We start from the raw sequence: 19630 nt of genomic DNA, 5'->3' as shown, positions 1-19630 counted from the left end.
GATCCTGCATCCGGGTGATGGCAGGATTTTTCAATGGGTGGCGGGTGTAACACGATTTCTTAGTCGCGCAATATTCGTTCGCGAACGTTCTGAGCACTCCGCCGCGTCAAGCCGCCACGACATGCCCCTCGAACGCCTTGGCCGCCAGCAGCAGCGCGCCCATCGGCCCGGCATCCTCGCCCAGCAGCGGCGGCACGACCATCCCCGCCAGCCGCTCGCGCGTGCAGTCGCGCAAGTAGCCGCCGAGCAACGCAGGCATCCGCGCCACCGCCATCGGCAGCAAGTGCGGTTGATGGCCTGCAACCCCGCCGCCGATGACGATGCGCTGGGGCGAGACAGTCAGCACCAGCATCACCAGCAGTTCGGCAAGATCATGCGCGACCGGCTCCCAGACCGGATTGTCGGGATCGACGCGCGAAGGATGCGTGCCGAGCCGCGCGGCGAGCGCCGGGCCGCTCAACAAGCCCTCGATGCAATCGCCGTGAAAGGCGCAGGCACCCTCGAAGCGATCCGCAGCCGCGCGGCGCAGGCGGACGTGGCCAATCTCCGGGTGCAGCATGCCGTGCGCAGGCAGGCCGCCGATGAGCACTCCGCCGCCAAGCCCGGTGCCGATGGTGAGGTAGACCATGGTGTCGCAGCCCTGCCCGGCACCGAAGCGATGCTCTGCCATGGCGGCGCCGTTGACGTCGGTGTCGAGCGCGACCGGGCATGCCAGCGCCTCGGCCACCTTGGCGCGCACTTCGGCCCCGGCCCAGCCCTGCTTGGGTGTATCGAGCATCGTCCCGTAGTCCGCCGCATCGCGCGAGACGCGGATCGGGCCGAAGCAGGCGATGCCGACGGCGTCCACCGGCGTGTCGTCGCGCCAGCCCTCGATCGCCTCGACCGCGCGGCCGAGGGTGTCTTCCGGGTCGGTGGTCGCAAATTCCAGCCGCTCGTCGATGCGGCCCGGCGCGCCGAGGACCACTACGGTCTTGGTGCCGCCCAGTTCGATCCCCGCTAGCTTGTGCATGGTCCTTATCCGTCCCTCAGCGTGGCGACGTCGCCCTCCAGACGCAAGTGCAGGAAGGGCGCGAAGGTTCCGCCGAAGTGCGCGCGCCCTTCGGGTTTGCGCTCCGCCGCGGCATCGTCGATCCCCCAGTAATCTACGAAACTGGTCACGGAAAGGTCGGGCAGAACCCACCAGCTATAGGCCTGGAACGGTTCTGCGGCCGGGTTGGCGAAGACGAGGCCGTGCCCGTTGAGCAGGCGCCACGGCCCCGCGAACCGGTCCGCCACCGCGCCGTAAAGCCCGGTCGGCGCGTCGATACCGGGCGCGAAGACTTTCGCCTGCGTCGACCAGAACAGGTAAAGCCGCCCGCCATGCGCAACAATATGCGGGCGCTCCAGTTCGTTGTTGATGCCCGAGGCGTCGACCAGCGGCGGCCGTTTCTCGAACACGCCGCCCTCGGGATCGGCATCGCCGCGCCGCGCGCAGCCGATGAGGCCGTTATGCAACCCGAGGTGCCGCGCCGAGGACGCAGTGAACAGCAGATGGTCCTCGCCGCCTTCGCTCCGCCACGGCGCGGGATCGCGGAACGCCTTGATCTCGCCGAGTTCGCCGGTGCCGTCATGCCGGTTCATGTAGACGATATTGGCGGGGATCACCTGCTCGACCGGATCGGACCAGCCGGTGAAGACCGCATCGCCGTTCTCGGCCAGCCGCGTGGTGCAGGCGAATATGCGCTGGTGGAAGGTCGGCTCCACCTCGCCCCGCTCCCCGGCGGCAGTGAAATAGAGCGTGACGACGCCATCCTCAAATAGCGCCGAACCGGACCATTCGCGGCTTCCCGGCGTGAACCCTTCCGCGAAGGTCGCACCAAGGTGGCGGAACCCTCCATCGATCCGGTGGAAATGATGGATGCGCGCGGCGCCGTGGCGCTCCTCCGGATCATCGAAGGCCGGAGCGGCCAGCGCGAACCACAGCTCACCGCCGCGCCAATGCACCGGGATTCCGCCCATGGAAGCAAGCGGCCAGGCGTCCCACACATCGAGATCGTCGGCGATCCGTCGCACATCGGCATGTGTGAGCACAGGCGCGCGGGGCACCGATCCTTCACGCAACCGCGCCAGATCCCGAGCCGTCCATTGCAAAGTGGGATATGCTTCGAGCGTCGCGGGATGAGGGTTCATGGGCGGTTGGTGTACAATCGTTTGCAATATCTGCAAATGTTAATTGCTCCATTATTGCGCTCGCGGTGCGGGAAACTGGAGCAATCTCTGCTTGGCCTTTGCGAATATCATCCGGTACTCAGCGGGTTCTTGCCGGGGGTGCCTGGCATGGAATGGTCGCACTCGGAGAAACGGATGCCCTTCGGCCTCAAGCCGCATCTGTCGCTGCCGCGCATCGTCGAGATGAACCTGGGCTTTTTCGGCCTGCAGTTCAGTTTCGGCCTGCAGCAGGCGAACATGGGGCCGATCTACGGCTACCTCGGCGCGAGCGAGGGGCGCATGCCCCTGCTCTGGCTGGCCGGGCCGGTGACGGGGCTGATCATCCAGCCGCTGATCGGCGCGATGAGCGACCGCACTCGGTCCCGCTTGGGGCGGCGCACGCCCTATTTCCTGATCGGGGCGATTCTGTGCACGCTGAGCCTGCTGGCCATGCCCAATTCCTCTACGCTGTGGATGGCGGCCGGGGTGCTCTGGGCGCTCGACGCGGGCAACAACGTGACTATGGAGCCCTATCGCGCCTACATCGCCGACCGGCTGGCGCCGCACCAGAGACCGACCGGATTCATGGTGCAGAGCGCCTTTACCGGGCTGGCGCATACGCTCTCGTACCTCGCCCCCTCGATCATGGCCGTGTTCGTGGATCGTGACCTGCTTGGGCCGAACGGCATCCCGGTGATCGTGCGCATGGCCTTCGTGATCGGAGCAGTGCTGTCGATCTCGACGATCATCTGGTCGATCACCCGCGTCCCCGAACTGCCGCTCACGCCAGAAGAGCAGGAGCGGATCGCGGCCTCTCCGCTGACGCTGCGCGCCACCTTGCGCGAAGTGCGCGAAGCCGTGGTCGAGATGCCGCGGCCGATGCGCCAGCTGGCGGTCGCCATGCTGTGCCAGTGGTACGCGATGATGGTCTACTGGCAGTATATCGCCTTCGCCATCTCGCGCTCGGTGTTCGGGACTGGGGACGTGCATTCGGCCCGATTCCGGGAGGCGGTGCTGACCGAGCAGCAGCTCGGCGCGCTCTACAATTCGGTCGCTTTCGTCGCGGCGATCGGGTTGATCCCGGTGGTTAGCCGGTTCGGGGCACGTGCCGTCCATGTCGGCTGCCTTGCCGCCTCGGGCCTTTCGATGCTGGCGATACCATCGACCAGCGAACTGCCGCTGCTCGGCATACTGATGGTGGGCATCGGCTTCGGCTGGGCGGGCATGATGGGAAATACTTACGTAATCCTCGCCGATTCGATTCCTCCCGCTCGCAACGGCATCTACATGGGGGTTTTCAACTTGTTCATCGTCATCCCGATGCTGATCGAAAGCCTGACGATGCCGCTCATCTACGGCCCCATTCTGGGCAACGATCCGCGCAATGCCCTGATACTTGCCGGATTGCTGATGGTAGCGGGCGCAATTGCCACCGTCTTTGTCGAGGCGGGAGGTCGACCGGAGCCGAAACTGGCAACTAACTGAACAAGTTACTTCCGGCGCGCCGATCCGGGTGCTAAGGCTTTGTACGACATGGCGGCAAGGATGGAAGAGAACAACGTGGGGAACGACGGCACGGATGCGTCTGGTCCGGATCTGGCCGGCCCGGATGTAGAAGTGCGCACGCTTGCCGATCTTGCGCGCGTGGCCGGTGTTTCCGCAGGCACGGTTTCGCGCGCGCTGGCGGGCAAGTCCCTCGTCAACGCCGAAACGCGCGAGCGGATTCAGGCCCTTGCCCGGCAATATGGCTTCCGTCCCAACCAGATGGCCAGCAAGCTGCGCTCGCGCCGCACCGGCGTCATCGGCGTGGTCATCCCGCTCGGCCACGAACGGCGCCAGCAGATTTCCGACCCGTTTTTCCTGACGCTGCTCGGCCACCTCGCCGACCAGTTGACCGAAGCGGGCTACGACCTCATGCTCAGCCGTGCGATCCCGGATGGGACGACCGACTGGCTGGAGCGCATCACCGGCTCGGGCATGGTCGATGGCGTGCTGCTGATCGGCCAGTCGGACCAGTCTGAGCTGATCGACCAGGTCGTTTCGCATTATCGCCCGCTCGTCGCCTGGGGCAACCACCGCGAGGGACAGAAGCACATCGTCGTCGGCACCGATAACGAACTGGGCGGCCGCCTCGCCGCCGAGCACCTGATCGCCTGCGGAGCCCGGCGCCTTGCCTTCTTCGGCGACACTGCGGGCATTGAGATCGCCATGCGCTTTCGCGGCGCCCGTGCGGCGGCCGAAGCTGCGGGCCTGCACATCGCTCACGTCCCGATCAAGCTCGCCGACGCCGAGATGGGGCCGCAACTCGAAGCCGCCTTCGCCGCGCCCGAGGCGGATTACGACGGCATCGTCACCGCCTCCGACCTCATCGCCATGTCGGCGCTCCACGTCCTGCACGAAAGCGGGCGGAAGATCCCCGGCGACGTCCAGATCGTCGGCTTCGACGACCTGCCGCTAGCCCGCCTGACCTCACCCCCGCTCACCACCGTCCGGCAGGAAATCGGCCAGGGCGCGAAAGTCATGGTCGAGAAGATCCGGGCACTGATCGAAGGCGAGACGCGCCACAGCAAGGTCATGCCCCCGACGCTCATCGCGCGCGACACGACGCGGTCCTGACGTCGTCCCGGGACCGCTGGCGGTTTGCAGCGCGGGGGCTTCGACAAGCTCACACTTGCCCCCGGATCAAGTTGGTAACCATGGTGGAGGCACTTCGCCCTTTACCCGCAGACCACGATCCCGCTACCACTCCCGGCACGTATTGAATCTTCGGGGAATAGCGTGCTTCTGAACGGATTGGCCGGCTGGCGATGCTGATCGGGATCGACCTCGGCACCACCAACAGCGCGGTCGCCTTCTGGCGCGACGGAGAAGCGCAGCTCGTGCCCAACGCGCTGGGCGAACTGCTGACCCCTTCCGCCATCGGCATTGCAGGGGACGGGCAGCTCTGGGTCGGCACCCCGGCGCTCGATCGCATGGCGACGCATCCGCAGGACACCGCCACCAGCTTCAAGCGCATGATCGGCACTCAGCGCAGCGCGAAGCTGGGCGGCAGGGACTACAAGGCAGAAGACATCTCCGCCCTCGTCCTCACCGCCCTAGTCCGCGACGTAGAGGCGCTGACCGGCGAGAAGCCGACCGAGGCGGTCATCACCGTCCCTGCCTACTTCAACGATCGACAGCGCAAGGCCACGCGCCGCGCGGGCGAGCTGGCGGGCCTGACCGTGCGCCGCCTCATCAACGAGCCGACCGCCGCCGCCCTCGCCTTCGGCCTGCAGGACAAGGGCGACCGCGAGCCGTTCCTGGTATTCGATCTCGGCGGCGGCACCTTCGACGTTTCCATCGTCGAGATGTTCGATGGCATCGTCGAGGTCCGCGCCTCGGCGGGCGACAATCGCCTGGGAGGGGACGACTTCGACGAAGCGCTCGCCGCCTTCGTGCGCAGCCGCTCCAACCCTGCCCTCGACCCCGAGGGCCTGCTGGACACCCTGCCCGAAGAGCGCCGCGACGCCCTGCTCAAGCGTGCCGCAGAAACCTGCCGCCGGGCGCTGAGCACCGCGAACGAGGCCGAATTCGCCCTGACCGTGGACGAGACGCGCCTTTCCGCGACAGTCACCGACGCCGAGTTCGAGACCGCCTGCGAACCACTGGTGCGCCGCCTGCGCGACCCCGTCGTGCGCGCCCTGCGCGATTCCTCAATCGAGGCTGCGGAACTCTCCGACATCGTCCTCGTCGGCGGCGCGACGCGCATGCCGGTGGTGCGCAAGGCGATCACCCGCCTGTTCGGCCGCTTCCCCAACTCCTCGGTCCATCCCGATCATGCGGTGGCACTGGGCGCCTCGATCCAGGCGGGCCTCGTCGGGCGCGACGCAGCGCTGGAAGAGATCCGCATCACGGATGTGTGCCCCTTCACACTGGGCGTCGAAGTGGCCGAGCACGACCGCTACGGAGGCCTCCAGCGCGGACTGTTCTCTCCCATCATCGAGCGCAACACGCCCGTCCCGGTAAGCCGCATGAGCACCTATCACACGATGGGCGACGGCCAGAAGCAGATCGAATTCGGCATCTACCAGGGCGAGGCCCGCGAGGTTTCGGGCAACGTCAAGCTGGGCCTGCTGCAGGTCCCCGTCCCGGCGCGCCCGGCCGGGGAAGTCAGCGCGGAAGTGCGCTTCTCCTACGACAGTTCCGGCCTGCTCGAGATCGACGTCCACGTGCCGCTGAGCGGCACCACCCGCAACCTCGTCATCATCGACGAGGAGGACCGGCCCGACCCCAGGGACATCGAGAAGCGCCGCGCCGCGCTGGCGAAGCTCAAGTTCCATCCGCGCGAGGAGGCAGGGAACGTCGCCCTGATCGCCCGCGCCGAACGCTGCTACGAAGACCACATCGGCGACCTCAGGCAGGCGATCGGTCACTGGATCACCGAATTCGTCGGCGCCCTCGACACGCAGGACCCCCGCCGCATCGCCGATGCGCGCGGTTTCCTGATGGAGCGCCTCGACGAACTCGACCGCGTCAGCCCGCTCTGAGGCGATGGGAGTAATGGCGGCGTTTCCGTGGTCGCTGCTCGGCATAGTGCCGACTGGCGACGCCAGGGCCATCCGCAGCGCCTATGCGGCCCGGATCAAGATGATGGACCTCGACGCCGACGTCGAGGGCTACGCACAATTGCGCAGCGCCCGCGACACCGCACTGCGCATCGCGAAGTCTATGCCCTCGTTTGACGCTGTGTCTGAAGTTGTGCCCGAAACTGCGCCCGGACACGAAACCTCTCCTCCACAATGGCTCCACGCCGCGCCGACACTGCCGAACCCGGGTCCCGGCGAGTGGCCCATCGACCCGGCGCTCGCCGCGCATATTCCCGCCATGGAGGATGCGCCCTTGTTCGAAAGGCTGGCCGCGGACTTCGTGCCGGATGAAACGGCCGCGCTCGCCGAAGCCCCCCCTCCCGTATCGGCCCATCCCTTCACGCCCCCGCTGATCGAGGGGTATACCGATAGGGCTCCCATCGGCACCGACGCCCTGCAATCCCCCTTCGCCCGCCTCGCCGCCCTGCTCGATGGCGACGCCGCCGAGCCACTGGACGAGGCGCAGGCGGCGCAGGCCCTGACGCTCCTCGACACCGTACTGGATGCGATCCACTGGTCCCCCATCGACCAGCAAGGGGAGATGGAGGACTGGCTTGCCGGACTGCTGGCCCGCAGTTGGCCCCGCAGTGCGCCTGTTCTCGAGAGAACCACCGCCGCGCTCGGCTGGGAAGCGGAGTGGGGCCGCATCGGCGCGCGCGAGACGGTGGACTACCTCGGCGCGCGCCTGCGCGGCTATCGCTTCCAGCGCAAGGTGCAGGACAAGGGCCACCGCTACCACAAGGCCTGGGCCGAACTGCACCGCGCGGGTTCCGCCGGAGCGCTCCGCTTCCTGCGCGCCTCCGGCGGCGACGTGCGCGGCCTGCTCGCGGGCGTGCGCAAGCATTTCCCGGAGCTGGAAGACCATTTCGACTCTCAGCGCGTGGCATCGTGGGAGGAAGCGAAATCCTGGCCGACCGGACTGATCGTGCTGGGCGGACTGATCCTCCTCGCGTTCCTGCTTACCATTGGTGATAACCCGAAGGCCCCGCAGGCCCGGCAGGATGCCTTCGTCGCGACCGTCACCGAAGTGTTCGGGCCGGAACACGATCCGGCCTGGCTCAGCAGCCATGAGCCGGAACTCGCAGGCCTGCTCGCCCGGCGCATCCGTTTCACCGAAGACGGCGCCGTGGACGAGAAGGCCACGGTGGCAGGCGGGCTGGAACTGGTTCGCGCGCGCACCTACCTCGATGGCAGACTGCTGACCGGTGACGACTTCGAGACGACGATGAATCTGCGGCTGGCGCTGCTGGAAGCGGCAAAGGCGCAAGGGACCGAAGCCTGCCGCCAGACCATGCTGCGCAGCGCGCCCCCGCCGGGCACCCCGGTCCCCGCGCAAGTCCGTGACAAGGAGCGCCAGTTCGCCGCCGCGCTGGCTCAGAGGGGGATGCTCAAGGCTCCGGAAAAGGCGCCTGCCCGTTCAGCCAGCGTGCCCGCGCAGCTCGTGCGCGAGGTCATCGCCGCCAGCGGTCTCAGCAAGGAGCAGGTTTCCGCCGCCATGCGCAATGACGCCGATCCGAACCGCTGCGTGGCAACGATCTCGCTGCTGAAGGCCGCGCTCGACTGGAAGGGCAAGGAGCGGCACGACATCCTGATGACGCTTTAGAGTGCCAGCCCGGCCGCCCGCGCGCTGGCCCAGGCCCACTGGAAGTTGTAGCCGCCCAGCCAGCCCGTGACGTCCACCGCCTCGCCGATCACATAGAGCCCCGCCGCGCTTTTCGCTTCCATGGTCTTGGACGAGAGTTCGGCGGTGTCGATCCCGCCCGCCGTGACTTCGGCCTTGGCGAAGCCCTCCGAGCCATCGGGCAGGAAAGGCCAGCGCGCCAGCCGCGCTTCCGCCGCGCCGAGCGCCTTGTCGGTCAGTGCGCCCAGTTCGCCCTCCAGCCCCAGCCGTCCGCACAGGGCATCGGCCAACCGCTCGGGCAGGCCATCGCCCAATGCCTTGCGGAACGAAAGGCGCGGACGCTCTCGCTTGAGGGCGCGCAGCCAGCCGTCCGGGCGATCGGGCAGGAACTGCGCGGTCACAGTGTCGCCGCGCTTCCAGTAGCTGGAAATCTGCAGGATCGCCGGGCCGGACAGCCCGCGATGCGTGAACAGCGCCGCCTCGCGGAAGGCGGCCTTGCCACACCGCGCGACGATCTCGGTGGAGACGCCTGACAGCTCGCGGAACAGCGCCTCGTCGCCCGGCAGGGTCAGCGGCACCAGCGCCGGGCGCGGCTGCACGATCTTGAGCCCGAACTTGCGTGCAAGATCGTAGGCGAATCCCGTCGCGCCCATCTTCGGGATCGACGGCCCGCCGGTGGCGATCACCAGTGCGGGGGCGCTCGCCAGATCCTCGCCATGATGCACGCGATAGAGACCGTCGGCATGCTCGACTTCGCCCACCGCCTCACCGCAGCGCAGGGTGATGCCGCCTTTCTCGCACTCCTCCAGCAGCATCGCGACGACCTGCCGGGCCGAGCCATCGCAGAACAGCTGGCCCAGCGTCTTCTCGTGCCAGGCGATGCCGTGGCTCTCCATCAGCGCCAGGAAGTCCGCTGCCGTATAACGGCTCAGCGCCGATTTGGCGAAGTGCGGGTTGCTCGACAGATAGCGATCGGGCGCGGTGTGGATATTGGTGAAATTGCACCGCCCGCCGCCGGAGATGACGATCTTGCGGCCCGGTTCCGGCGCGTGGTCGATGAGCAGCACGCGGCGACCGCGCTGGCCGGCAGTGGCGGCGCAGAACAGCCCGGCCGCCCCGGCACCGAGCACGATGGCGTCGTATTGGGTCATGCGTTGGGCCATCCGTCCTTCGACGGGCTCAGGACGAGCGGGAAAATTCGGTACATCTCAATTCCCGCTCGGGCTGAGTGCTGAGCTTGTCGACGCATCGAAACCCCCGCCGAGCAGTTCCATCGCCAGCGCCTCGGCCACGCGGATGCCATCGACGGCGGCGGAAAGGATTCCGCCCGCATAGCCCGCACCCTCGCCCGCCGGATAGAGACCGCGCGTGTTGAGGCTCTGGCAGTCCTTGCCGCGTCCGATCCGCACCGGCGAGGACGAGCGCGTCTCCACCCCGGTCATGACGACGTCGGGATGGTCGTAACCGGGTACCTGCCGCCCGAATACCGGCAGAGCCTCGCGGATCGCCTCGACCACGTAGTCGGGCAGGCACTGCGCCAGATCGGTCAGGCGGATGCCGGGCTGGTAGCTGGGATTGACCTCGCCGAGTTCGGTCGAGGGGCGTCCGGCAAGGAAATCCCCGATCTTCTGGCCGGGCGCGCGGTAGTCCGATCCGCCTGCCACGTAAGCCAGCTTCTCGAACTTGCGCTGGAGCGCGATGCCCGCCAGCGGATGCCCGGGGAAATCGCGTTCGGGGCTAATGTCCACGACGAGGCCGGAGTTGGCGTTGAATTCCGCGCGCGAATACTGGCTCATGCCGTTGGTGACGACGCCGCCTTCCTCACTTGCCGCAGCGACCACGCGCCCGCCTGGGCACATGCAAAAGGAATAGACGGTGCGCCCGTTCTTCGCCTTGTGCGAGATGGCATAGGCCGCAGCGCCGAGAATCGGGTTGCCCGCGCAAGGACCATAGCGCGCCTTGTCCACCCAGCTTTGCGGGTGCTCGATGCGCACGCCGATCGCGAAGGGCTTGGCCTCGATCTGGACGCCCCGGTTATGGAGGACCTCGAAGGTGTCGCGCGCAGAGTGGCCCACCGCCATGATGACGTGCTCGGCGGGCAGGTATTCCCCGGTCGACAGGTGCAGGCCCGTGAGGCGACGCTCGCCGCCATCTTCGGCAATCTCGAAATCCTCGACGCGGGTGCTGAAGCGGTATTCGCCGCCGAGCTGCTCGATCGTCTCGCGCATGGACATGACCATGGTGACGAGGCGGAAGGTGCCGATGTGCGGATGCGCTTCGGTCAGGATGTCGTCGGGCGCCCCCGCCTTGACGAATTCGGTCAGGACCTTGCGGCCGAGGTGGCGCGGGTCCTTGATGCGGCTGTAGAGCTTGCCGTCGGAGAACGTGCCCGCGCCGCCCTCGCCGAACTGGACGTTGCTTTCCGGGTTCAGTTCCGAGCGGCGCCACAGGCCCCAGGTGTCCTTGGTACGTTCGCGCACCGCCTTGCCGCGCTCGATGATGATCGGCTTCAGTCCCATCTGCGCAAGGATCAGCGCGGCCAGGAGGCCGCACGGACCCGCGCCGATGACCACGGGGCGCTGGCCCGACCAGTCCGCCGGCGCGTGGACGGGGAACTTGTAGGAAATGTCCGGGGTAGGCCGCACGTGCTGGTCGTCGGCGAAGCGGGCGAGTACCTCGGCTTCGTCCTTAACCGTGACGTCGAGCGCGTAGACCAGCTTGATCGCATTCTTTCGCCGCGCGTCGTTACCCCGGCGGAACACGGTGACCCGCTCGAGGTCGGCCGGCGCGATGGCGAGGCGCTGGACGACCGCCGCATCGAGGTCGGCGGGCGTATGGTCGAGCGGCAGGGCAATATCGGTGAGGCGAAGCATCCGCGCGCCTTTATACGCTGACGCGCCGGAACGCCATGGCGGCGTATGGCTTCCAGCGCCGCCACACGCGGCTGGCCCGTCTAACGGGCGCAACCTGAAACCGGAACCCGCCATTCGCCATTGACAGCGCAGCGAAGCAACCCCGAGTCGGTGGAGAACGGCAAGGCGACTACGTGCCTTCCCTCATGCAGAGCGCAACCGCCTGGCAGGCCGCGCGAAGGCAGAGCCTCCGCACGGGCAGCGAGACTCATCTCCAGACGGAACGCGGACGGCGGGGGAACGGGCGCCTGCGTGTGCGGCTGCCCGCCCGGCTGGTAACCCGCACCGATACCTGGCACGTCATCCTTTCCGACCTGTCGATGCGCGGCGCCCGGGTCATCACCGGACGCAGGATGGAGCCCGGGCAGGAGGCGGTGCTCGAATGGAGCGGCTTCGATGCCTTCGGGGAAGTCGTCTGGTGCGATGGCGAGCGCTGCGGCCTCTCGTTCCTCGACCCGATCGAGGAGCCCACACTCATCGCCACGCGCGATCTCGACGACCTGTCGCGCCTGCCGCGCGACCGCGAACTGCTGCGCCAGGTGGCGCACAACTGGGTGGACGGCACGGTGCGCCTTTGAAAGCGGCTCAGATCGGTGCTGGCCCGGTCAGGGCGATCTCCGCGAAATAGCGTGCCATGGCCTGCACCGCCTTGTCGCTGAGGTCAATGAAGGCGCGGCGCTTGTCGGTGCCATCGCTGAGGCGCACGAACAGGCCTGCATCGACCATCTGGCCAATCCAGCGCAGCGCGGTGGTCGGCGGTACTCCGGCCGCGATGCACAGCGAGGTCACCGAGACCCGCTTGCCCTCCAGCCGCGAGGCAGTGAGGTCGAGCAGCATGTCCCAGGCCGGATCGGCGAAGAGATCCTTGTCCAGAAACCGCGCGCGCAACTGACGCTGGCGGATGATCCGGCGCACCAGCCGGGCATCGGGAAGCTGCCCCGGCGCGGGACCACCTGCGAAAGCCGCAGGCGGTGGCTGAGGGACGCCGCCGTGCAGATCGAGGCGGTCTATGCGGCCCGCGATCTGGCCGACCTGCTCGGTCAGGCGCAGCAGCATCAGGCGGTCGTCGTCGGAGAGTTCGCGCACCCGTCCCGAAGGCATCGTCGCCAGCACGCGGCCCAGCGCCAGCACCCGCTCGGCCCGGTCGGGATCGACGAGCAGGACGGGCGCGGACTGGTCCATGCAGGCGAAGACATCGTCCAGCGCCTCCACCCCGGTCGAGACGATCAGCCGGGTCGCGCCGCTCGCCGCGCGCAAATCCAGCCGGGCGAGCGCCGCCAGCACGCCTGCATCGACCTGCGGGCAATCGACCAGTACCACGTCGGCAAGGCGGGCCTGCGCCAGTCCTTCTCCCATCGTGACGAGATCGGCGAGCGGCGCGGCAGCGGCGATGCGCATTCCCGCCGCGTCGGCATCTTCCCGCAAGGTCGCGCGCAAGTGGGCGCGGTTGGCGTAGATCGACAGCGCCGTGCCCGAGCCGCCGGACGCCGATTTCTCCGGCCCACCATAAGCAAAGTCGGGCTGGAGATAGTCCGCCTCGCGCATGATCCAAATCCTTCCCTCTAAACGAGAACAGAGTTGGAACAAACGTGCCGCTACCGACAGTTAAATTGCTGCAACCCAGCCCGACAACTCGCGCCGTGCGAGGGCTTCCAGCATCGCCATGCCGGGCTCGCGAGCGTTGAGGCAGGGGAGCACGGCAAGCCGTTCGCCGCCCGCTTCCTCGAAGACCTCGCGCCCCCGGATCGCCAGTTCCTCAAGGGTTTCGACGCAGTCGGCCGAGAAGCCGGGCGCGAGGATGGCGAGATGCCGGGTGCCCGCTTTGGCCTCGGCTTCCAGCACGGTCTCGGTGGCGGGTTCGAGCCATTTGGCGCGGCCGAAACGGGACTGGAAGCTGGTTTCCACGCGCAGGTCCGGTAGGCGCTGGGCCAGCCGCGCGACCAGCAGGCGCGAGGTTTCGCGGCAGTGGTCGTGGTAGGGATCGCCAAGCTGGCGGGTGCGCTCGGGCATGCCGTGGTAGGAAAGCAGCAGCACTTCGGGCGTGAAATCGAGCGCGGAAACATGCGCGACGACGTCCTCCTCCAGCGCCGCGATATAGGCCGGATCGGCATAGTACGGCGGCAGGGTGCGCAGCGCGGGCTGCCAGCGCATCGCGCGCAGGGCATCGCCCAGCTTGTCCATCACCGAGGCCGTCGTCGCGCCCGAATACTGCGGGTAGAGCGAGGCGACGAGAATACGGTCGCAGCCAGCCTCCTTCATCGCCTGCAGGCGCGAGGGGAGCGAGGGATTGCCGTAGCGCATCGCCCAATCGACCTTGACGCCGTCGCCCAGCCGCTCCTGCAGCGCGCGGGCCTGCGCGGCGGTAATGGCGGCGAGCGGCGAACCCTCGCGCGTCCAGACCTGGCTGTAGGCATGGGCGGATTTCGCCGGGCGGGTGCGCAGGATGATGCCGTGGAGGATCGGCTTCCATGCGATCGCCGGGATCTCCACCACGCGCGGGTCGGAGAGGAATTCGGCAAGGTAACGGCGCACCGCGTCGGGGGTGGGCGCATCGGGGGTGCCGAGATTGACGAGGAGGACGCCGATGCCTCCCTCTACGGGCTGGGAAAGGTCTGGCGTCATACGTCCTCGGCAAAGAAGGGGAGGCGGCGCAGGCGCAGGCCCGTCGCCGAGAAAAGTGCGTTGGCGACGGCCGGGGCGACGGCGGCGACGCCCAGTTCGCCCGGATCAGCGGGGTCTTCCTTGCTCTCGATGAAGTCCACCTCGATCGCGGGGCAGTCGGCCAGCGTCGGCAGGCCCATCGCGGCGAGGCTCTCGCTGTCCGGCCGCCCGCCTGCATAGCGCACCGCGCAGCCGAGCGCGAGGCCGAGGCCGAAAACCAGCCCGCCCTCGATCTGCTGGCGGGCGATGTCGAGATTGACGATCCGGCCCACGTCGGCGACGGCGCTCAGGCGGTCGACGCGCACGCCTTCGGCCTCGCGCCGGGCGCTGGCGATGACGGCGATGCGGCCACCTCCGATGACGTGGCAGGCGAGGCCCTGCCCGCTGGCGTCCGAGCCGCCACCCCACTGCGCGAGCGCGGCGACACGCTGGAGGCAGGCGGCGAGGCGCGGGTCGTGGCCCAGCATCGCCATGCGGTAGGACAAGGGCTCGCGCCCGGCCTTGTGGGCGAGTTCGTCGACGAAACTCTCGTTGAAGAAGGCGGTCCAGCCGTGGGCATTGCCGCGCATCCGGGCAGTGGGCAGGCCTACGCGCACGGGGACATGGTCGATCGCGAGGTTGGGAATGGCGTAAGGCGGCACCGCGCCTTCGAGCGCCATCGGATCGGCATCGAGCGCGACTGCTTCGAGTGCTTCGTAAAGCGCCTCGCCACCCAGCAGGCGGCGGCCGAACTCGCGCGCGGTGGCGGGTACGGTGATGCGCGAGCGCCAGCCGGCGATCTGGCCGTCGGTATCGGGGCGCGCGGCCATGACCGCCGAGACCGGCGCGCGGGGCAGACCGGCGCGGAATTCCTCGCGGCGAGACCAGGTGAGCTGGACGGGCTTGCCCACCTCCCGGGCGATCAGCGCGGCCTCTACGGCATGGCCGAATTCGAGGCGGCGGTCGAAACTGCCGCCGATCGCGACGGGGTAGAGCACCACGTCACGCACATCCATGCCGAGCGCGGCCGCGACCGCCTCGCGCGTAGCTTGCGGGGCCTGCGTGCCGACCCAGAGTTCCAGCTTGCCGTCATGGAGCCATGCGGTCGCAGCCGAAGTTTCGATGGTGACGTGGATTGCGGGGGAGACTTCGTAGCCCAGCTGGATCGGCAGACGGTCTTTCACCAGCGACATATCGCCCGCCGAGTGGATGCGGTGCGCCCTGGCGTTGTGCAGCGCCTCGTCCATCGCGGTGTCCACGGCGTCGGACTCGGCCCCGGCGGCGACGCGAAAGCCCGGCTCCATGCGGGTCAGCGCCTGCTCGGCGGCCCAGCCGTCGGTGGCGACGGCGGCGACCCATGCGGCCTGTCCTTGCGGGCTACGCACGGTGCGCAGGAAGCCGAGCATGTTTCTGGCCGAACTTTCGTCGAGGTCGGAGAGGAAGGTCTTTCGGCCGATCGGGCCATGGCGGATGGCGGCGAAGACCATGTCGGGAAGGCGCACGTCGCCCGCGAAAGTCCATGAGCCATCGACCTTGGAGGGCAGGTCGAGACGCGGATAGCTGAGGCGCGCGCCGGGCGGGAATTCGCCGGGGCGCTCGGCCATGGCCTCGGGGCGCAGCGGCGGGGTCGAGGGCGGGGAAAACCGCGCAGCCTCGGAGGCCAGCGGGCCGAAGGGCAGCTTCCTGCCCTCGTGCGTAACGAAGCCGTTCGCGACCTCGCATTCCTCCCAGGCGACGCTCCAGCGGGCGGCGGCGGCCTGTGCCAGCATCGCGCGGGCAGAGGCGGCGGCGGCGCGGGCTCCGGCTTCGTAGGCGGCGATTTCGGTGCCGTCGGCGGTGACATCGAAGACGTGGCTCTCCGCCCAGCGGCGGGTCAGGAGGTCGTCCGGTTCATCGGCGAGCGAGGGCAGCAACGGCATCCAGAGCGGCGCCCACTTCGCCGCCAGCGCGAGGTTGGCGTAACGGGCGCTGACAGGGGCGGGCTCGGCCGCGACCTGCCGCCAGTCCGCGCCGAGTTCATGCGCGACGATCTGCGGGATGAGCGTGGTGACGCCCTGCCCCATCTCCACTTGCGGGACCGAGACGGTGACGACGCCATCGGTGCCGATCCGGATCCAGGCATCGAAGGCGAACTCCCCCTCGCGCGGCTGCAGCGGCAGCGGATAACTGCGCGGGCGCAGCATGTAGCCGAGCGCGAGCCCGCCGCCCGCCAGCGCTCCGATGAGCACTTTACGGCGGGAAACCGCCATCAGGTGTTGGCGTCCAGCCAGCTTGCGACTTGCGCGGCGAGCGCGGTGAAGGCTTCGGCCTGCGGGCCGGTTCCGGCGGCGGTGGGCGTGCCCGCGTCGCCCTCACGCCGGATCGCGATGTCGAGGGGGATGCGGCCGAGGAAGGGCACGTCCATCTCCTTCGCGGAGGCTTCTGCGCCGCCGCAGCCGAACGGATCGCTGACTTCGCCGCAGTGGGGGCAGGCATAGCCCGCCATGTTCTCGACCACGCCGACGACGGGGACGCCGCCCTTGGTGAACAGCTCGACCGCGCGGGTCGCATCGATCAGCGCGAGGTCCTGCGGGGTCGAGACGATCACCGCGCCTGCGGGCTTGCAGCGCTGCAGCATCGTCAGCTGCACGTCGCCGGTGCCGGGCGGCAGATCGACGATGAGCACTTCGGCGCCCTCCCAATGCCCCTCGACCAGCTGGAGCAACGCGCCGGAGATCTTCGGCCCGCGCCAGGCGATCGCCTGACCCGAGGCGGACAAGTGCGCCATCGACAGCGCGGGGACGCCCCAGCGGCTCTCGACCGGGACCAGCCTGCCCTCGTGCGCGGTGGCGCGCTGGCCCTCGGTGCCGAGCAGCCGCGCCTGCGAGGGTCCGTAGATGTCCGCATCGACGAGGCCAACGCGCCGCCCCATCCGGGCCAGCGCCACCGCGAGATTGGCGGAAAGCGTGGACTTGCCGACGCCGCCCTTGCCCGATCCCACCGCAATGATGCGCGGTCCCTTGGGAGGCGCGGGCTCGGCTTTGTCGGCCATCATCGCCACGCGCACTTCGGCGACCTTGCCGCCGAGCGCATCGCGCACCAGCGCTTCCATCCCCGCCCGCGCGGCGGCGTCGAGCCCGGTCGCGTCGAGCACCAGCGTCGCGCGGCCATCCGCCACCCGCAGCGACCGGACACGCGCGGCGGCCTCGGGCTGGAGCAGCGCCTTGAGATCGTCGCTTTCGGTTCCTGCCCCAATGCCGTCGGCGCTGCTCACTCGTCGTCTCCAGTAGATTGCCGGTTCGTTTCCGGGGTGTTCGTCATGGTCGAGGGATACCCCGGCGCTCGCCGCTCAGGTGGCACACGCGGGGAAAAAGGGCAAGAGAGGCACTGTTATTTGCCCGAGGGGTTCTTATAGATAGCCTCATGACAGCTATCGGTGGTGCAGACACGCCTGGCGGCGTGCCGGGGGACGGAACGGGAATTTCCCGGATGACGGGACGCAACAGCCCGTGGGGCGGCGGCAATGACGGCGGCGGTAGCGGAGACGGCGAAGGCTCCGACGGCGCAGACGCATCCGGCAGCCAGCCCGAAGAGCCGCAGTCCGAACCCCCCGAGCGCAAAGGCCCCCGCAATCCCTGGCTCCCCAGCGGAGAGGGCACCCCGCCCCGCCGCTCGGCCAGCATCGAGGACATCTTCCGGCGCGGCGATCAGCGGCGCCCCGGTGGCGGACGCGGCGGCCCGCGCGGCCCCGGCGGCTTCCCCAACCTGCCGCGCCGTCCGGACGGCAAGTCGTGGCTGCCGCTCGGCATCGGCGCGGCGGTGCTGGTGGTGCTCGGGTTCTCCAGCGTCCACATGCTCGGCCCCAAGGAACAGGGCGTGGTCACCACGCTCGGCCAGTATTCGCGTACCGTCGATTCGGGCGTGAGCCTGACCCTTCCCTGGCCGATCGAGCAGGTGAAGGTCGTCGATGTCAGCTCGTTCCAGGTGGTGACCGTTCCCGATAACGAGAACGAGAAGCTGATGCTCACCAGCGACAAGAGCCTGGTCGATCTCAGCTACCTCGTGCGCTGGAACATCAAGGACCTTAAGGACTACACTTTCCGCCTCGCCGACCCGGACGACACCGTGCAGGAAGTCGCCGAGGCCGCTATGCGCGCCTCGATCGCGCAAGTCACGCTGGGTCAGGCGCTGTCCGGTGCAGGCCGCGCGCAAGTGGAGCAGGACGTGGGCGAGCGCATGCAGCGCATCCTCGACTTCTACCGCTCCGGCATCGCCATCCAGGGCGTCGAGATCAAGAAGGCCGACCCGCCCGCCAAGACCAAGGGCGCATTCGACAACGTCAACGTCGCCCAGCAGGAAGCCGAGCGCGACCGCTCCGAAGCCCGCGCCTGGGCGCAGCAGGTCATCGCCCGCGCCCAGGGCGATGCCAGCTCGTTCGACAAGGTCTACGAGGAATACAAGCTCGCCCCCGAAGTGACCAAGCGCCGCATGTACTACGAAACGATGGAGCGCGTCCTGCGCGACAATGACACGGTAGTCGGCGAAAAGGGCGTGAACACCGTCCTGCCGCTGCCCGAGATGCAGCGCCGTGTCGCCCCCGCTCCCGACACGTCGGTCAGCGTACCGACCAGCACGGGAGGCCAGTGATGAACCTGTGGCATGACTACAAGGCCGCGTGGATCGCGGCGGGCGCCGTCGTCGTCGGATTGATGATGAGCACCATCGTCGTCCCCGAGGACGAGCAGGCGGTCGTCGTCCAGACCGGCCGCCCGGTGCGGGTGTACAACCCCTATATCGCCAATGCGGCCTACGGGCAGACCGGCGCGGGCGTGCACTGGCGCATCCCGCTGGTCGAGCAGGTGATCCGCATCGACAAGCGCCTGCTGTCGGTCGACATGCAGCAGCAGCAGGTGCTCTCCACCGACCAGCAGCGGCTGAACGTGGACGCATACGCGCGCTATCGCATCGTCGATCCGGTGAAGATGGTCCGCTCCGCCGGGACGACTGAGCGGGTGACCCAGCAGCTGGAGCCGATCCTGTCCTCGGTCGTGCGTCAGGAACTGGGCAAGCGCACCTTCCAGTCGCTGCTCACCGCCGAGCGCGGCGCGGCGATGCAGAACATCCGCAAGCTGCTCGACCGCGAGGCCGCCGAATACGGCGCGCAGGTGGTGGACGTGCGGATCAAGCGCGCCGACCTGCCCGAAGGGGCGTTGGCCGCCGCTTTCGTGCGCATGGAGGCAGGCCGTCAGGAAGAGGCCAAGACCATCGCCGCGCAAGGCCAGCGCGATGCGCAGATCATCCGCGCCGAAGCCGAGGCGCAGGCCGCGAAGATCTACGCCGAGAGCTTCGGCAAGGACGCGCAGTTCTACGACTTCTACCGCGCCATGCAGAGCTACGCGGTCTCGTTCGGCAAGGGTGCGCCGGGCAGCCCGAACGGCGCCAAGACCATCCTGCTGTCACCCGACAATGCCTATCTGAACCATTTCAGGGAGCCGTGAGCGATTTCGGCCGTTGCCCTTCGGAGTAAACGGTCGAACGCGCGTAAAAGTGGCGGATTTCCGCATCATTCAAATCCGGTTAAGCTCGCGGGGCGTGAAACCGCTTCGGGGTTACCAGTCGGATCTTGGCGCAAGCCGCCGAAACGGAGGAATCAAAGGACGTGAAGC

General features: G+C 68.4%; 15 protein-coding genes. 7 read left to right on the top strand and 8 right to left on the bottom strand.

Features of this window, described 5'->3' with window-relative positions; all coding sequences use genetic code 11:
• Positions 1-106: 106 nt before the first annotated feature.
• On the bottom strand, positions 107-1009 hold the full coding sequence (locus tag ACODRZ_RS11370; RefSeq protein ID WP_488970279.1) for an ROK family protein: 903 nt from the start codon (positions 1007-1009) through the stop codon (positions 107-109).
• 5 nt (positions 1010-1014) lie between these two features.
• Entirely contained in the window at positions 1015-2169 is a 1155-nt protein-coding gene (locus ACODRZ_RS11365) for a glycoside hydrolase family 68 protein (RefSeq protein WP_488970280.1), read from the bottom strand.
• Positions 2170-2343: 174 nt separating this feature from the next.
• On the opposite strand from ACODRZ_RS11365, the gene ACODRZ_RS11360 reads away from it, so the two are divergent.
• The 4 genes from ACODRZ_RS11360 (at position 2344) to ACODRZ_RS11345 (ending at position 8415) form a co-directional block, all read left to right on the top strand.
• Positions 2344-3672, top strand: a complete 1329-nt coding sequence (locus tag ACODRZ_RS11360; protein ID WP_488970281.1) for an MFS transporter — start codon at positions 2344-2346, stop codon at positions 3670-3672.
• A 60-nt stretch (positions 3673-3732) separates the two neighbouring features.
• On the top strand, positions 3733-4803 hold the full coding sequence (locus ACODRZ_RS11355; protein WP_488970382.1) for a LacI family DNA-binding transcriptional regulator: 1071 nt from the start codon (positions 3733-3735) through the stop codon (positions 4801-4803).
• A 191-nt stretch (positions 4804-4994) separates the two neighbouring features.
• Entirely contained in the window at positions 4995-6713 is a 1719-nt protein-coding gene (locus ACODRZ_RS11350) for an Hsp70 family protein (RefSeq protein WP_488970282.1), read from the top strand.
• A gap of 13 nt (positions 6714-6726) precedes the next feature.
• Positions 6727-8415, top strand: a complete 1689-nt coding sequence (locus tag ACODRZ_RS11345) for a hypothetical protein (protein WP_488970283.1) — start codon at positions 6727-6729, stop codon at positions 8413-8415.
• On the opposite strand, the gene ACODRZ_RS11340 is transcribed toward ACODRZ_RS11345, so the two are convergent.
• Positions 8412-9584: a BaiN/RdsA family NAD(P)/FAD-dependent oxidoreductase gene (locus ACODRZ_RS11340; protein WP_488970284.1), complete on the bottom strand. Its 1173-nt coding sequence runs from the start codon at positions 9582-9584 to the stop codon at positions 8412-8414. The genes ACODRZ_RS11345 and ACODRZ_RS11340 overlap by 4 nt on opposite strands.
• Before the next feature lie 57 nt (positions 9585-9641).
• Positions 9642-11306, bottom strand: coding sequence for an NAD(P)/FAD-dependent oxidoreductase (locus tag ACODRZ_RS11335; RefSeq protein WP_488970285.1), 1665 nt, complete (start codon positions 11304-11306; stop codon positions 9642-9644).
• A gap of 173 nt (positions 11307-11479) precedes the next feature.
• On the opposite strand from ACODRZ_RS11335, the gene ACODRZ_RS11330 reads away from it, so the two are divergent.
• Positions 11480-11923: a PilZ domain-containing protein gene (locus ACODRZ_RS11330; RefSeq protein WP_488970286.1), complete on the top strand. Its 444-nt coding sequence runs from the start codon at positions 11480-11482 to the stop codon at positions 11921-11923.
• A gap of 7 nt (positions 11924-11930) precedes the next feature.
• On the opposite strand, the gene ACODRZ_RS11325 is transcribed toward ACODRZ_RS11330, so the two are convergent.
• Genes ACODRZ_RS11325 through ACODRZ_RS11310 form a run of 4 tightly spaced genes read right to left on the bottom strand, consistent with a single transcriptional unit; the run spans position 11931 to position 17238 of the window.
• On the bottom strand, positions 11931-12890 hold the full coding sequence (locus ACODRZ_RS11325) for a MarR family transcriptional regulator (RefSeq protein ID WP_488970287.1): 960 nt from the start codon (positions 12888-12890) through the stop codon (positions 11931-11933).
• Between the two features lie 60 nt (positions 12891-12950).
• Positions 12951-13967: a ferrochelatase gene (hemH, locus tag ACODRZ_RS11320; protein WP_488970288.1), complete on the bottom strand. Its 1017-nt coding sequence runs from the start codon at positions 13965-13967 to the stop codon at positions 12951-12953.
• On the bottom strand, positions 13964-16234 hold the full coding sequence (locus ACODRZ_RS11315) for a xanthine dehydrogenase family protein molybdopterin-binding subunit (RefSeq protein WP_488970289.1): 2271 nt from the start codon (positions 16232-16234) through the stop codon (positions 13964-13966). The genes hemH and ACODRZ_RS11315 overlap by 4 nt, the downstream gene beginning before the upstream one ends.
• On the bottom strand, positions 16234-17238 hold the full coding sequence (locus ACODRZ_RS11310) for an Mrp/NBP35 family ATP-binding protein (RefSeq protein ID WP_488970290.1): 1005 nt from the start codon (positions 17236-17238) through the stop codon (positions 16234-16236). The genes ACODRZ_RS11315 and ACODRZ_RS11310 overlap by 1 nt, the downstream gene beginning before the upstream one ends.
• Positions 17239-17453: 215 nt before the next feature.
• Here ACODRZ_RS11310 and hflK point away from each other — a divergent pair, with 215 nt between their 5' ends.
• Positions 17454-18611 (top strand): protease modulator HflK, encoded by a 1158-nt coding sequence (gene hflK / locus ACODRZ_RS11305; protein ID WP_488970291.1) that lies wholly within the window; start codon positions 17454-17456, stop codon positions 18609-18611.
• The gene (gene hflC, locus ACODRZ_RS11300) at positions 18608-19462 is read left to right on the top strand and encodes a protease modulator HflC (protein ID WP_488970292.1); all 855 of its coding nucleotides are present in this window, start codon (positions 18608-18610) and stop codon (positions 19460-19462) included. Before hflK ends, hflC begins: the two co-directional genes overlap by 4 nt.
• The last annotated feature ends 168 nt before the right edge of the window (positions 19463-19630 follow it).

Source organism: Novosphingobium sp. FG90 (genome assembly GCF_057808725.1).
Note: the sequence above shows the minus strand (reverse complement) of the source record. Positions and strands in the feature narration are given on the sequence as shown.